Origin of the sequence: Paraburkholderia sp. 22098 (assembly GCF_052045935.1) — a bacterium.
Lineage (GTDB): Bacteria > Pseudomonadota > Gammaproteobacteria > Burkholderiales > Burkholderiaceae > Paraburkholderia > Paraburkholderia caledonica.
The window spans coordinates 33,602-47,381 of the sequence record NZ_JBQEPV010000009.1 but is presented as its reverse complement, the minus strand read 5'-3'; the positions used below and the strand labels follow the sequence as shown (position 1 = coordinate 47,381).

Annotated in this window: 14 protein-coding genes and 1 tRNA gene; 13 read left to right on the top strand and 2 right to left on the bottom strand. The window is 61.3% G+C overall.

Features of this window, described 5'->3' with window-relative positions; genetic code table 11:
* Window positions 1-15 precede the first annotated feature (15 nt).
* Window positions 16-651, bottom strand: coding sequence for a carbonic anhydrase (locus ACTJLB_RS19785; protein ID WP_131320516.1), 636 nt, complete (start codon window positions 649-651; stop codon window positions 16-18).
* Between the two features lie 234 nt (window positions 652-885).
* Window positions 886-1,437 (bottom strand): hypothetical protein, encoded by a 552-nt coding sequence (locus tag ACTJLB_RS19780; protein WP_440784258.1) that lies wholly within the window; start codon window positions 1,435-1,437, stop codon window positions 886-888.
* A gap of 185 nt (window positions 1,438-1,622) precedes the next feature.
* Between ACTJLB_RS19780 and ACTJLB_RS19775 the strand changes: the two genes are divergently transcribed.
* From ACTJLB_RS19775 to nuoF, 13 genes are all read left to right on the top strand, one after another.
* Window positions 1,623-2,939, top strand: coding sequence for a branched-chain amino acid ABC transporter substrate-binding protein (locus tag ACTJLB_RS19775; protein WP_440784257.1), 1,317 nt, complete (start codon window positions 1,623-1,625; stop codon window positions 2,937-2,939).
* Between the two features lie 206 nt (window positions 2,940-3,145).
* Entirely contained in the window at window positions 3,146-3,418 is a 273-nt protein-coding gene (gene rpsO / locus ACTJLB_RS19770) for a 30S ribosomal protein S15 (protein WP_006048211.1), read from the top strand.
* Window positions 3,419-3,774: 356 nt separating this feature from the next.
* Window positions 3,775-5,922: a polyribonucleotide nucleotidyltransferase gene (pnp, locus tag ACTJLB_RS19765; RefSeq protein WP_020069579.1), complete on the top strand. Its 2,148-nt coding sequence runs from the start codon at window positions 3,775-3,777 to the stop codon at window positions 5,920-5,922.
* A gap of 235 nt (window positions 5,923-6,157) precedes the next feature.
* Window positions 6,158-7,174, top strand: coding sequence for an NAD(P)H-quinone oxidoreductase (locus ACTJLB_RS19760; protein ID WP_410803959.1), 1,017 nt, complete (start codon window positions 6,158-6,160; stop codon window positions 7,172-7,174).
* A gap of 198 nt (window positions 7,175-7,372) precedes the next feature.
* Window positions 7,373-8,152, top strand: a complete 780-nt coding sequence (gene tpiA / locus ACTJLB_RS19755; protein ID WP_440784256.1) for a triose-phosphate isomerase — start codon at window positions 7,373-7,375, stop codon at window positions 8,150-8,152.
* 82 nt (window positions 8,153-8,234) lie between these two features.
* The gene (gene secG, locus ACTJLB_RS19750; RefSeq protein ID WP_020069582.1) at window positions 8,235-8,612 is read left to right on the top strand and encodes a preprotein translocase subunit SecG; all 378 of its coding nucleotides are present in this window, start codon (window positions 8,235-8,237) and stop codon (window positions 8,610-8,612) included.
* 112 nt (window positions 8,613-8,724) lie between these two features.
* Window positions 8,725-8,809 (top strand) — tRNA-Leu (locus tag ACTJLB_RS19745).
* 160 nt (window positions 8,810-8,969) lie between these two features.
* The gene (locus ACTJLB_RS19740; RefSeq protein ID WP_013339872.1) at window positions 8,970-9,329 is read left to right on the top strand and encodes an NADH-quinone oxidoreductase subunit A; all 360 of its coding nucleotides are present in this window, start codon (window positions 8,970-8,972) and stop codon (window positions 9,327-9,329) included.
* 63 nt (window positions 9,330-9,392) lie between these two features.
* Window positions 9,393-9,872, top strand: coding sequence for a NuoB/complex I 20 kDa subunit family protein (locus tag ACTJLB_RS19735; RefSeq protein WP_006052903.1), 480 nt, complete (start codon window positions 9,393-9,395; stop codon window positions 9,870-9,872).
* Window positions 9,873-9,892: 20 nt separating this feature from the next.
* On the top strand, window positions 9,893-10,495 hold the full coding sequence (locus tag ACTJLB_RS19730) for an NADH-quinone oxidoreductase subunit C (protein WP_020069583.1): 603 nt from the start codon (window positions 9,893-9,895) through the stop codon (window positions 10,493-10,495).
* A 9-nt stretch (window positions 10,496-10,504) separates the two neighbouring features.
* Entirely contained in the window at window positions 10,505-11,758 is a 1,254-nt protein-coding gene (locus ACTJLB_RS19725; RefSeq protein ID WP_020069584.1) for an NADH-quinone oxidoreductase subunit D, read from the top strand.
* A gap of 131 nt (window positions 11,759-11,889) precedes the next feature.
* The gene (gene nuoE / locus ACTJLB_RS19720) at window positions 11,890-12,375 is read left to right on the top strand and encodes an NADH-quinone oxidoreductase subunit NuoE (RefSeq protein ID WP_006052900.1); all 486 of its coding nucleotides are present in this window, start codon (window positions 11,890-11,892) and stop codon (window positions 12,373-12,375) included.
* Entirely contained in the window at window positions 12,372-13,700 is a 1,329-nt protein-coding gene (nuoF, locus tag ACTJLB_RS19715) for an NADH-quinone oxidoreductase subunit NuoF (protein WP_020069585.1), read from the top strand. Before nuoE ends, nuoF begins: the two co-directional genes overlap by 4 nt.
* The last annotated feature ends 80 nt before the right edge of the window (window positions 13,701-13,780 follow it).

The window sequence follows — 13,780 nt, the reverse complement described above, 5'->3', positions numbered from 1 at the left end:
GAACGATGCCGCGTATCAGGCGGCGCTATGGGCGGCGGTCTCGCAGGTCATTGCGTCGTCGGCTTCGTAGCCGGACGCGAGCACCTTGATGCGCCCGTCTTCGAGCGCAAAGATCCAGCCGTGCACGAGCGGCGCAGTCTCGGCGTCGCGCACGATCGGATTCGCACGAAGCTGGCTGACCTGTTCGAGCACGTTGAGTTCGGCGAGGCGGTCGACGCGCTCGCGCTCGCTTGCGTGTGCGTCGAGCTCATCGCGATGAATTCTCGCGAGTGAACAGAGCGGCGCGATACGGCGATTTACGTGCGGCAGGCTCGGGTCGGGCGGCAACAACGAGGCACGCACGCCGCCGCAACCATAATGTCCGCAGACGATCACATGACCGACCTTGAGCACGCGCACTGCATATTCGAGGACGCTCGCGGAGTTGTCGTCGTCGGGACGGAACAGGTTGGCGATATTGCGGTGTACGAACAGGTCGCCAGGCTCGCAGTGCGTGATGGTTTCGGCCGGCACGCGGCTATCGGAGCAGCCGATCCACAGTACGTGCGGATTCTGTCCGCGTACCAGATCGCGGAAAAACTCGGGGTTGCGCTCGGCGGTTTCGTGCGCCCATGCGACGTTGGCGACGAGAAGGCGTTTGGGACGATTCATCGATAGCGGCTCCATAAAGGGCGCATCGTCCGATGCAGCAATCACGGCTGTGCCGTGTGGTCGCGCTCGTTGTTCCGCAGTCGGACCTGCACCGGATCAATGCTTACAAAAGCCTTTCTATCAAAAAATTAATGGCCTGTGTGTGAAATAAAATTCGTTGCTATGCGAAATAAATAAAAAAAACCGCTCCAGGGAGCGGCTTTGGGAGATGCGCGGGTAGGACTCGCGGCAGGGCTAGAACAAGTTGCGGCGGTCGGGATCATGCAGCGGGTCCGGCGTTTTCTGCGTGAGACGCAGCACACCCTGATCGTCGAAATAGAAGCTGAACATCATGTACCAGTAGTTGTCCTCGAGGTAACGATAGCTCCAGACTTCGCGCTTCATCAGCGGGAAGTAGGACGTCTCCACCGGGCGGCCAAAATTCACCAGCACGTCGCTTCTCGTCCACTTGCCGATCTCCGCGCGATAAAACTCGTTCGGCTGCAGTACCTGGCGGACGTTCTGGATCTTGCCGGAGGCGTCGACGTCCGCGGCGGTGGTCGTTTCGCCCATTGGCTGAGTCGGCCACATCAGCCGCTTGCCGCCGTTTGGTAAATCGTAGCTTTCGCGCGGCGGGCCGAGGCGCGCGACGATGGTCGATTCGTCCGCGCCCGCCTGGTATTGCTGCCAGGGCTGCGCGCAGCCGGCAAGGGCGAGCGCGCTCAGGCACACGAGCGCCGCGCGGCGCACGCGCCCGGCATGCGGCGCCACGATCAGGGCCGCCTGACGGCGATGGCGGTTCAACATGATTCCTCCGATGGCTTTCAATTAGCGTTTTTATCATCAAGACGGATTATTTTGACACGCGCCGCCGCAAAAGAATTGCGCTGCGCGCGCGTTTGCCGGTCTGCACGATAACGGTTGCGGCGGCTTGCTTATTCCGTTGTCGGCGCCCTATGATCCGCGCTTCGACGAATCAGACGGAACGGACGATGGCGAAGTGGCAATGGAAGACGGCCGTAGCATTGGCGGCACTCTCGGTAACGGTTGCGGCGGCCTGCGCGGCTGCGGCGCAGACGCCGCAACCGACCCAGACACAGGAAGCGGCGCCGGGCCCGACCGGCGCGCCGATCCAGCTGGCGCTGATCGAGGGCATGTCAGGTCCGTTCGCGAACGCCGGCGCGGCAGTGGAGCGCAACTTGCGCTACGGCGTCGAACAGGTGAATGCGCACGGCGGTGTGAAGCTTGCAGACGGCGCTCATCCGCTCGAGCTGGTCGTGCTGGACAGCAAGGGCGGCACCGAAGAGGCGCTGACGCAACTGCGTAGCGCAGCGGACCGTCACATCGGCTATATCCTGCAGGGCAACAGTTCGGCGGTCGCGGCGGCGCTCATCGGCGCGATTGAAAAGCAGAACAGCCGCGAGCCGGGCAACCGCGAGCTATTTCTCAACTATTCCGCCGACGACCCGGCGCTGACCAACGCCAATTGCAGTTTCTGGCACTTTCGCTTCGACGCGCATGCGGGTATGCGCATGGACGCGCTTGCCGACGTGATCCAGCGCGACCGGGCAGTGAAGAAGGTGTATCTGCTGAACCAGGATTACAGCTTCGGCCACGACGTGAGCCGTCTTGCGCGTTCGGCGCTGTCGGCGAAGCGCCCGGACATTGCCGTGGTCGGCGACGAGTTCCATCCGATTGGCCGTGTAAAGGATTTTTCGCCGTACGTCGCGAAAATCCGTGCGAGCGGCGCGAACGCCGTTATCACCGGCAATTGGGGTAACGACCTGACGCTGCTCGTCAAGGCGGCGCGTGAGCAGGTGCTCGACACGAAGTTCTACACGTTCTACGGCAACAGTCTCGGCGCGCCTGCCGCGCTGGGCGACGCGGGCGTCGGGCGGGTGATTGCCGTCGCCGAATGGCACCCCAATGCGGGCGGCGCGGCCTCCGACGCCTGGTACGAGGCATTTCGCGCCCGCTTCCCGGCCGCGCAGGACGACTACCCGGTATTGCGCATGCCGCTGATGATTGAAACCCTCGCCGCGGCGATGAATCGCGCGAAAAGCGCCGATCCCGCGGCGGTCGCGCGGGCGCTCGAAGGCATCCGGTTCGACAACGGCTTCCACCCATCGTGGATGCGGGCGGACGATCATCAACTGATCCAGCCGCTCTACGTGATGGAAATGGACAAGGTCGGCACGCGCGGCGTGCGCTTCGACAACGAGGGCTCCGGCTTCGGTTTCCGCACGGTGCTGGCGTTGCCGGCGGAGCGCACCGTGCCGGCGAGCGTGTGCAAGATGAAGCGACCCTGACCGGTCGATGCCTGCGCGCGGCGTCCTCGTGGCCGCTGTCCGGCGCGGCGGGACAGGGTTCGCGGCGGGATCGCGCTGTGCTACAATACGCGTCCCGTTGCGGTACCGGCTGTCATGCATGGTGTCTGGCAGCGCTAGTTCGCACGGGTAACCCACGGCACGGCCTTTCTTCCGTGACCGCCTGTCTAGTTCTCAAGGAAATCGACATGTCCGCAGTTGATACAAGCAAGAAGTCCGAAGTCGTTGCGCAATTCGCACGCGCAGCTAACGACACCGGCTCCCCCGAAGTTCAGGTCGCGCTGCTCACGACCCGCATCAACGAACTGACCGTTCACTTCAAGGCACACGCGAAAGATCACCACAGCCGCCGCGGTCTGCTGCGCATGGTGAGCCGCCGCCGTAAGCTGCTCGACTACCTGAAGGGTAAGGACGCGGATCGTTACCGCGCACTGATCGAGAAGCTGGGTCTGCGTAAGTAATCGGCCAGTCGTTCAGCAAGATGCCTGTGTCAGTTCCACTGATACAGGCATTTTGTTTTTGCGCGGTGCGCTTCATGTGGGGCGCACAGCCTGTAGTCCGCCGCGGCGTGCCGGTTGATGCGGCGGGGCAGTAAGCAGTAAAAGCAGTAGAAAGGCAGCAAATACAGAAACATGGCCGGGCTTCAGGGCGGAGCTTTGTGTCATTCCAGCGATTCGCGCGCTTAGTCGACGTAGCAATGCAGACGGCGCAGAGCGTGGCTCTCTGGAATGGCATAACACTACTCTTCCCGTGCGGCGCCGGTCCTGGCGTTGCCGCGCCGCTTCTGGTCCGCGCGGCATAACGATGAGGAAAAGCAATGACTATGTTCAGCAAGATCGTCAAAGAATTTAAGTGGGGACAACATAACGTTCGCCTCGAAACCGGCGAGATTGCTCGCCAGGCGAGCGGTGCGGTAATCGTCGACGTCGAAGACACCGTGGTTCTGGCGACTGTCGTTGGCGCCAAGACGGCCAAGCCGGGCCAGGACTTTTTCCCGCTGACCGTCGACTATCTCGAGAAGACCTACGCCGCCGGCAAGATTCCGGGCGGTTTCTTCCGCCGCGAAGGCCGTCCGTCTGAGGGCGAAACGCTGATCTCGCGCCTGATCGACCGCCCGTTGCGTCCGCTTTTCCCGGAAGGCTTCTACAACGAAGTTCAGGTCGTGATCCACGTCCTGTCGCTGAACCCGGAAATCCCCGCTGACATTCCCGCGCTGATCGGCGCGTCGGCGGCGCTCGCCGTGTCCGGTTTGCCATTCAACGGCCCGGTCGGCGCTGCACGCGTGGCCTACATCAACAACGAATATGTGTTGAACCCGACGCGTCCGCAAATGAAGGAATCGGCGCTCGACCTGATCGTCGCCGGCACGGAACGCGCGGTGTTGATGGTGGAATCGGAAGCGCAGCAACTGAGCGAAGAAGTGATGCTCGGCGGCGTGGTGTTCGGCCATGAGCAGATGCAAATCGCGATCGACGCGATCCACGATCTGGTCCGCGAAGGCGGCAAGCCGGAATGGGATTGGCAACCGGCCGCGAAAAACGAGCCGCTGATCGCGCGCGTGACGGAACTGGCGCAAGCCGAACTGCTCGCCGCTTACCAGATCCGCGACAAGCAGGCGCGTTCGACCAAGCTGAAAGAAATCTACGCAGCAGTTTCCGCGAAGCTGGAGCAAGACGCGTCGGCAAACGGCACCGTGGCGGCCGACAAGGCAACCGTCGGCAACGTGCTGTTCGACATCGAAGCGAAGATCGTCCGTACGCAGATCCTGAACGGCGAGCCGCGTATCGACGGCCGCGACACGCGCACCGTGCGCCCGATCGAAATCCGTACCGGCGTGCTGCCGCGTACGCACGGCTCGGCACTGTTCACGCGCGGCGAAACGCAGGCGCTGGTGGTGGCGACGCTCGGCACGAAGGGTGACGAGCAGAACATCGACGCGCTCGAAGGCGAGTATCGCGAACGTTTCATGCTTCACTACAACATGCCTCCGTTCGCGACCGGCGAAACGGGCCGCGTCGGTTCGCCGAAGCGCCGTGAAATCGGTCACGGCCGTCTCGCCAAGCGCGCGCTGGCCGCGTGCCTGCCGAGCGCCGACGAGTTCGGCTACTCGATCCGCGTCGTGTCGGAAATCACGGAATCGAACGGCTCTTCGTCGATGGCTTCGGTGTGCGGCGGCTGCCTCGCGCTGATGGACGCCGGCGTGCCGATGAAGGCGCACGTCGCCGGCATCGCCATGGGCCTGATTCTCGAAGGCAACAAGTTTGCCGTGCTGACCGACATCCTCGGCGACGAAGATCACCTCGGCGACATGGACTTCAAGGTGGCGGGCACCGAACACGGCGTGACCGCACTGCAGATGGACATCAAGATCCAGGGCATCACGAAGGAAATCATGCAGGTCGCCCTCGCGCAAGCGAAGGAAGGCCGTATGCATATCCTGAGCAAGATGACTTCGGCGGTGTCGGGCGCGAACACGCAATTGTCGGAGTTCGCACCGCGCATGATCACCATCAAGATCAATCCGGAAAAGATCCGCGACGTGATCGGAAAGGGCGGTTCGGTGATCCGCGCGCTGACGGAAGAAACCGGCACGACGATCGATATTTCCGACGACGGCGTCGTGACCATCGCGAGCACCAGCAGCGAAGGCATGGCCGAAGCGAAGAAGCGTATCGAGAACATCACGCTTGAAGTCGAAGTGGGTCAGGTGTACGAAGGCACCGTGCTCAAGTTGCTCGATTTCGGCGCGATCGTGAACATCCTGCCGGGCAAGGACGGTCTGCTGCACATCTCCGAAATCGCCAACGAGCGTATCAAGGACATCAACGACTACCTGAAGGATGGCCAGCAAGTGAAGGTCAAGGTCATCCAGACGGACGAAAAGGGTCGTGTGCGTCTGTCGGCAAAGGCGTTGCTGAACGACGGCGCGCCGAGCGCGCCGCAAGGCGAGCCGACGCCGCAGTAAAGCGGTAGCAGCACAACGGCCGGCAGCGCGCATGCGCGCCGGCCGTTTTTCATGATGGACGCAGGGTGGATTGCCTTGCAGACAGATCCCATTCGACAGGCGAATAAACGGGTCGAAGCGGCGGCTTTTTCGGCGGCTTACGCGGCTCGTGCCTGATTGCCGTGATCCGGCGACAATGCAGGGAACGCGGACGAACGCGGGTACGCAACGCAATCCAATCTTGGAGTTGACGCAGATGAAAGCGATCGAAATCACGGAATTCGGAGCGCCGGAAGTTCTCAAGCTCGCGGAGCGGCCCACGCCGCAGCCGAAAGCGGGCGAGGTGCTGATCAAGGTGGCGGCTTTTGGCATCAACCGTCCGGACGTGTTTCAACGCAAGGGCGCCTATGCGCCGCCTCCGGGCGCCTCCGACCTGCCGGGGCTCGAAGTGGCGGGCGAGATCGTCGGCGGCGACATCGACGCGAAGAACAATCCGTTCGGCCTGAAAATCGGCGATCGCGTATGTGCGTTGCTAGCGGGCGGCGGCTACGCCGAGTATGCGACCGCGCCGCTATTGCAATGCTTGCCGGTGCCCAACGGCCTGTCCGATGTCGAAGCAGCTTCGCTTCCGGAGACTTTTTTTACGGTCTGGAGCAATGTGTTCGATCGCGCCCAGCTCGGCAAGGGCGAGGGCGGCCCGAACGAAACGTTGCTGGTGCAGGGCGGCTCGAGCGGTATCGGCGTCACCGCGATCCAGATTGCCCATGCGTTGGGTTTTCGCGTGTTCGCAACCGCCGGCTCGGACGAAAAGTGCCGTGCGTGCGAGGCATTGGGCGCGGAGCGTGCCATTAACTACAAGACGGAAGACTTCGTCGAAGTCATCAAGTCGCTGACTAACGACCGCGGCGTGGACGTGGTCCTCGACATGGTGGCGGGCAGCTACGTGTCGCGCGAACTTACGGCACTCGCCGACGGCGGGCGCATTGTGCTAATCGCGCTGCTGGGCGGCGCGAAGGCGGAATTGAATTTGAACGAGGTGCTGCGCCGCCGGTTGACGGTGACCGGTTCGACGCTGCGTCCTCGGCCAATCGAATTTAAGGCGAAAATTGCCGCACAACTCAAGGCGCAGGTGTGGCCGCATCTGGAAGACGGTCGGATCAAGCCGGTGGTGCATCGCGTGTTTCCTGCCGCGCAGGCTGCTGAAGCGCATGCGCTGATGGAAAGCAGCACGCACGTCGGCAAAATCGTGCTGACTTGGGGTCAGGACGCTTGATGCTGGCTTACGGGCGGGATTCGGTGCGCACAGGCTTGTTTGACCCGATCCCGCCCACGCAGTAAAATTGCGCGTTTTGCGCACGCTGCATGAATTCAAAAGGCGGGTTGCGAGGTACGCAAACGGTGCGCACAGAGAGTGCACACGAAGCCCGCCCCCAAGGCACCGCAAGCAGACGACAAGGGGCAAGACGAGACGATGTCCACGCAACGAGCGAAACTGGTAGTTGGTAACTGGAAGATGCACGGGTGTCTCGCCGACAACGCGGGGCTGTTGCAGGCGGTGGCGAAGGGTGCCGCAGAACTCCCGGCCGACGTGCGCGTGGGTGTTTGCGTGCCGAGCCCGTACCTCGCGCAAGCGCAGTCGTTGCTGGAAGGCAGCCGGGTGGTGTGGGGCGTGCAGGACATTTCCGCTTTCACGCACGGTGCTTATACCGGTGAGGTGGCTGCGCAAATGGTGGCGGATTTCAGCGCCGCGTTTGCCATCGTCGGGCATTCGGAGCGCCGCGCCTATCATCGCGAAAGCGCCGAGCTGGTCGCCGTAAAGACACAGCGCGCGCTCGAGGCGGGATTGACGCCGATCGTATGCGTCGGCGAAACGCTCGAGGAGCGCGAAGCCGGATCGACCGAGCAGGTAGTCGGCGCGCAGCTCGACGAGGTGCTGGCCAAGCTGTCGGCCGAGGAAGCGGCGCGTATCGTGGTTGCGTACGAGCCCGTTTGGGCGATCGGCACCGGCAAGAGCGCGACGTCCGAGCAGGCGCAGGCGGTGCACGCTTTCTTGCGCTCGCGTCTTGCGGCCAAGGACGCCGGCGTCGCAAACGTGACGCTGCTGTATGGCGGCAGTGTGAAGCCGGACAACGCGGAAGAGTTGTTCAGCCAGCGGGATATCGACGGTGGCCTGATCGGCGGCGCGTCGTTGAAGGACAAGGATTTTCTGGCGATCTGCAAGGCGGCGGCTGCAACGACAGCCGCGACTTAAGTGGATTGCCGTAGTCGAGGATGACCCATTCCGGGGTCTCGCAGCCTGCGGGGCCCGGCTAATAAAGACTCAGGTGAGTGTAATGCTGTATTTGAAAACATTGATTATCGTCGTTCAGCTGTTGTCGGCGCTCGGGGTCATCGGCCTCGTGTTGCTGCAGCACGGCAAAGGCGCCGATATGGGCGCGGCTTTTGGTAGTGGAGCGTCGGGCAGCCTGTTCGGTGCCACCGGGTCGGCAAACTTTTTGTCGCGGACAACTGCAGTGCTCGCCGCAGTGTTTTTTGTAACTACGTTGACGCTGACCTATCTCGGTGCGTATCGCGCAAAGCCTTCTGCAGGCGTGCTCGGTGCCACGGCTACGGCACCTGTTGTGGCTTCTGCCGCTTCCGCGCCGGCTGGTGGTTCGGGTGCGTTGGCGGCATCGGCTGCGTCCGTGCCTGCTACCGACGTGCCGAAATAAATTTTCGTAGAAAGTGGTTTTGTGCGTTGAACAAACTGTTTAGAGCAGTTACAATCTAAGTCTTGAAGCGATTCGCGGGTTTTATAAGTTGTTTTCCCGGATTGCATACAGTGCCGACGTGGTGAAATTGGTAGACACGCTATCTTGAGGGGGTAGTGGCGAAAGCTGTGCGAGTTCGAGTCTCGCCGTCGGCACCAAATGTTATCTAATGCCAGCCGCTTGCTTCGCTTCGGCTGGCATTTTCACTTCTGGCGCACGGATTGCGCTCAATCCGTGACATGTACGTCTCAGAAGTGATTTCGCGTCAGGGGTGCTATGCTCCTGACGGCACTCAGAACCAACCGATTGAGGATAGTCTTGAACCTCGCAGCCTATTTCCCCGTCTTGTTGTTCCTCGTTGTGGGCACCGGTTTAGGCGTAGCACTGGTCAGTATTGGCAAGATCCTCGGTCCCAACAAGCCCGACACCGAGAAGAACGCACCGTACGAGTGCGGCTTCGAAGCATTCGAAGATGCGCGCATGAAGTTCGACGTGCGCTATTACCTCGTCGCCATTCTCTTCATCATTTTCGACCTTGAAACCGCGTTCCTGTTCCCGTGGGGCGTCGCCCTGCGCGACATCGGCTGGCCCGGTTTCATGGCGATGATGATTTTCCTGCTCGAATTCCTGCTGGGCTTCGCCTATATCTGGAAGAAGGGCGGCCTCGACTGGGAATGATGGTTTAATCGCCGGTTTGCGTGGGTGGCCAAGGCTTGCCGCCCCGTCTGGAGTGGAAAGCAAATGAGTATCGAAGGGGTCTTGAAGGAAGGGTTTGTCACCACAACGGCTGACAAACTGATCAACTGGACGCGTACCGGCTCCCTGTGGCCGATGACGTTCGGTCTTGCATGCTGCGCGGTCGAGATGATGCATGCGGGCGCTGCCCGTTATGACCTCGACCGCTTTGGCGTGGTGTTTCGTCCGAGTCCGCGTCAGTCGGACGTGATGATCGTCGCCGGCACGCTTTGCAACAAAATGGCGCCGGCTCTGCGCAAGGTGTACGACCAGATGGCCGAGCCGCGTTGGGTGATTTCGATGGGCTCGTGCGCGAACGGCGGCGGCTATTACCACTACTCGTATTCGGTAGTGCGTGGCTGCGACCGCATCGTGCCGGTCGACGTCTACGTACCGGGCTGCCCGCCAACAGCGGAAGCGCTGGTGTACGGCGTGATCCAGTTGCAGGCCAAGATTCGCCGCACTAACACAATCGCCCGTCAATAAGGCAACGCCTCCCCCACAATATGGCAAGCAAACTCGAGACCCTGAAAGCGAACCTCGAGGCGGCATTTGGCGGCCTCCTGCTGAGCACCACCGAGGCAATCGGTGAGTTGACGATCGTCGTGAAAGCAAGCGACTACCTCAACGTGGCAACGCGTCTGCGCGACGACCGCTCGCTCGGTTTCGAGCAGATGATGGACCTGTGCGGCGTCGACTATCAAACCTATGCCGACGGCGCTTACGACGGTCCGCGTTTCGCGGCCGTTCTGCAGTTGTTGTCGGTGCAGAACAACTGGCGCGTGCGGCTTCGTGTGTTCGCGCCCGACGACGAAATGCCCATCCTGCCATCGGTGGTCGACGTCTGGAATTCGGCTAACTGGTACGAGCGCGAAGCATTCGACCTGTACGGCATCGTCTTCGAAGGCCATCCGGATCTGCGCCGCATTCTGACCGACTACGGTTTCATTGGTCACCCATTCCGCAAAGATTTCCCTGTCTCCGGGTACGTCGAAATGCGTTACGACCCGGAAGAAAAGCGCGTCGTCTATCAGCCTGTGACGATCGAGCCGCGGGAAATCACGCCACGCGTGATCCGCGAAGATCGCTATGGCGGTCTGAAACACTAAGAGAACGCCATGGCAGAGATCAAGAACTACACGCTCAATTTCGGTCCTCAGCACCCGGCAGCGCACGGCGTGCTGCGTCTCGTGCTGGAACTCGACGGCGAAGTCATCCAGCGCGCCGATCCGCACATCGGCCTGCTGCATCGCGCGACTGAAAAGCTCGCCGAAACGAAAACGTTCATTCAGTCGGTGCCGTACATGGACCGTCTCGACTATGTGTCGATGATGGTCAACGAGCACGGCTATGTAATGGCAATCGAAAAGCTGCTCGGCATCGACGTGCCGGTACGTGCCCAATACATCCGCGTGATGTTCGATGAGGTCACGCGCGTGTTGAACCACCTTATGTGGATCGGCGCGCACGCGCTCGACGTCGGCGCAATGGCAGTGTTTCTGTATGCGTTCCGCGAGCGTGAAGATCTGATGGACGTGTACGAAGCAGTGTCCGGCGCGCGGATGCACGCGGCTTACTATCGTCCGGGCGGTGTCTATCGCGATCTGCCGGACGCCATGCCGCAGTACAAGGCGTCGAAGATTCGCAATGCGAAGGCATTGTCTAAGATGAACGAGAACCGTCAAGGTTCGTTGCTCGACTTCATCGACGATTTCTTCACGCGTTTTCCGAAGTGCGTCGACGAATACGAAACGCTGCTCACCGACAACCGGATCTGGAAACAGCGTCTGGTCGGCATTGGCGTGGTCAGCCCGGAGCGCGCCCTGCAAATGGGTATGTCCGGTGCAATGCTGCGCGGTTCCGGGATCGAATGGGATTTGCGCAAGAAGCAGCCGTACGAAGTCTATGAAAAGCTCGATTTCGACATTCCCGTCGGCGTGAACGGCGACTGCTACGACCGCTATCTGGTTCGCGTCGAAGAAATGCGCCAGTCCACGCGAATTGTGAAACAGTGCATTGAGTGGCTACGCAAGAATCCGGGCCCTGTGATGATCGACAATCACAAGGTTGCTCCGCCGTCGCGCGTGGGCATGAAGTCGAACATGGAAGAACTGATTCACCACTTCAAGCTGTTTACGGAAGGCTTCCACGTACCGGAAGGCGAGGCTTACGCCGCCGTCGAACACCCGAAGGGCGAGTTCGGTATCTACCTTGTGTCGGACGGCGCGAACAAGCCGTATCGCCTGAAGATCCGCGCACCCGGCTACGCGCATCTGTCCGCGCTCGACGAAATGGCGCGCGGTCACATGATCGCCGACGCCGTAACGATCATCGGCACGCAGGATATCGTGTTCGGCGAAGTAGATCGCTAGGACGTAATCATCGGTGCGCGCCTTCAGGAAGTTCCGAAGGCGCGCGTCAAGCAAGGAACGCCGGGTCTGTCGCAGCACGAAGTGAGCGACAGGTTTTCGTTCGGTAGGAATTGAAAGAGTCGTGTCTGAAAATGATCTCAGCTGAAGGCCTGAAAGAAATCGATCGTGCGATCGCGAAGTATCCCGCCGATCAGAAACAGTCCGCCGTGATGTCGGCGTTGGCCACTGCTCAGGAAGAGCATGGCTGGCTGTCGCCCGAACTCATGCAGTTCGTCGCGGACTATCTCGGCATGCCGGCAGTCGCCGTGCAGGAGGTGGCAACCTTCTACACGATGTACGAGACGTCGCCGGTCGGCAAGCACAAGATCACGCTCTGCACGAACCTGCCGTGTCAACTCGGCCCGGACGGCGGCTCCGACAGCGCCGCTGAATATCTGAAGCAGAAGCTCGGCATCGACTTCGGCGAAACCACGGCTGACGGCAAATTTACCTTGAAAGAAGGTGAATGCATGGGGTCGTGCGGCGACGCGCCGGTGATGCTGGTGAACAACCATCGCATGTGCAGCTTCATGAGCCGCGAGAAGATCGACCAGCTGCTCGAGGAACTTTCGAAATGACGTCTTTACACGATCGTCACATCAAACCGCTGATTCTCGCTGGCCTGAACGGCGACAACTGGCATCTCGAAGACTATGTGGCGCGCGGCGGTTACGCCCAGCTGCGTCGCATTCTGGAAGAAAAGATTCCGCCCGAGCAGGTGATCGCCGACGTCAAGGCGTCGGGTCTGCGTGGCCGTGGAGGTGCGGGTTTCCCCACCGGCCTGAAGTGGAGCTTCATGCCGCGTCAGTTTCCGGGCCAGAAGTACCTGGTCTGCAATTCGGACGAAGGCGAGCCGGGTACGTTCAAAGACCGTGACATCCTGCGCTTCAATCCGCATTCGCTGATCGAAGGCATGGCCATCGGCGCATACGCGATGGGCATCACGGTCGGCTATAACTATATCCACGGCGAAATCTGGGAAGTCTACAAACGCTTCGAAGAAGCGCTGGACGAAGCTCGCCGCGCCGGTTTCCTCGGCGAGAACATCATGGGTTCGGGCTTCTCGTTCGAACTGCATGCGCACCACGGTTACGGCGCCTACATCTGCGGCGAAGAAACCGCGTTGCTCGAGTCGCTGGAAGGTAAGAAAGGCCAGCCGCGTTTCAAGCCGCCGTTCCCGGCGAGCTTTGGCGTGTACGGCAAGCCGACCACGATCAACAACACCGAGACGTTCGCGGCTGTGCCGTTCCTGCTCGCGATTGGCCCGCAGAATTATCTGGAAATCGGCAAGCCGAACAACGGCGGCACGAAGATCTTCTCGATCTCGGGCGACGTCGAGCGTCCGGGCAACTACGAGGTTCCGCTCGGCACGCCGTTCGCGACGCTCATGGAGCTCGCTGGTGGCATGCGCGGCGGCAGGAAGATCAAGGCTGTGATTCCTGGCGGTTCGTCGGCGCCGGTGATCCCGGGCGACGTCATGATGCAGACCGACCTGGACTACGATTCCATCGCCAAGGCCGGCTCGATGCTCGGCTCGGGCGCGGTCATCGTGATGGACGAGACGCGCTGCATGGTGCGTTCGCTGCTGCGTTTGTCGTACTTCTACTACGAAGAGTCGTGTGGTCAATGCACGCCTTGCCGTGAGGGCACGGGCTGGCTGTACCGCGTCGTGCATCGTATCGAGCACGGCCTCGGCCGTCCGGAAGATCTGGATCTGCTGAACTCGGTTGCGGAAAACATCATGGGCCGCACGATTTGTGCGCTCGGCGATGCAGCGGCCATGCCGGTGCGCGGCATGCTCAAGCACTACTGGGACGAATTCGAATATCACGTCGCTCACAAGCATTGCCTCGTCGGCGGTCATGCGGGCGCCGCGGCGGCTGCGGAAACAGTGGCTGCCTGAGCGGGCGCTAAGCGACCCCGGTCAGCGACCGGACAAGCGGTCCATAAGAACGCTGCACAGGTACGTACCAGAACACGTCA

What these genes read in the sequence shown, in the direction of transcription:
- pnp (WP_020069579.1), top strand. Translation starts at nt 3,775, where the DNA reads ATGACTATGTTCAGCAAGATCGTCAAAGAATTTAAGTGGGGACAACAT.
- ACTJLB_RS19760 (WP_410803959.1), top strand. Translation starts at nt 6,158, where the DNA reads ATGAAAGCGATCGAAATCACGGAATTCGGAGCGCCGGAAGTTCTCAAG.
- ACTJLB_RS19775 (WP_440784257.1), top strand. Translation starts at nt 1,623, where the DNA reads ATGGCGAAGTGGCAATGGAAGACGGCCGTAGCATTGGCGGCACTCTCG.
- secG (WP_020069582.1), top strand. Translation starts at nt 8,235, where the DNA reads ATGCTGTATTTGAAAACATTGATTATCGTCGTTCAGCTGTTGTCGGCG.
- ACTJLB_RS19780 (WP_440784258.1), bottom strand. Translation starts at nt 1,437, where the DNA reads ATGTTGAACCGCCATCGCCGTCAGGCGGCCCTGATCGTGGCGCCGCAT.
- nuoE (WP_006052900.1), top strand. Translation starts at nt 11,890, where the DNA reads ATGATCTCAGCTGAAGGCCTGAAAGAAATCGATCGTGCGATCGCGAAG.
- ACTJLB_RS19725 (WP_020069584.1), top strand. Translation starts at nt 10,505, where the DNA reads ATGGCAGAGATCAAGAACTACACGCTCAATTTCGGTCCTCAGCACCCG.
- ACTJLB_RS19730 (WP_020069583.1), top strand. Translation starts at nt 9,893, where the DNA reads ATGGCAAGCAAACTCGAGACCCTGAAAGCGAACCTCGAGGCGGCATTT.
- ACTJLB_RS19785 (WP_131320516.1), bottom strand. Translation starts at nt 651, where the DNA reads ATGAATCGTCCCAAACGCCTTCTCGTCGCCAACGTCGCATGGGCGCAC.
- rpsO (WP_006048211.1), top strand. Translation starts at nt 3,146, where the DNA reads ATGTCCGCAGTTGATACAAGCAAGAAGTCCGAAGTCGTTGCGCAATTC.
- ACTJLB_RS19735 (WP_006052903.1), top strand. Translation starts at nt 9,393, where the DNA reads ATGAGTATCGAAGGGGTCTTGAAGGAAGGGTTTGTCACCACAACGGCT.
- tpiA (WP_440784256.1), top strand. Translation starts at nt 7,373, where the DNA reads ATGTCCACGCAACGAGCGAAACTGGTAGTTGGTAACTGGAAGATGCAC.
- nuoF (WP_020069585.1), top strand. Translation starts at nt 12,372, where the DNA reads ATGACGTCTTTACACGATCGTCACATCAAACCGCTGATTCTCGCTGGC.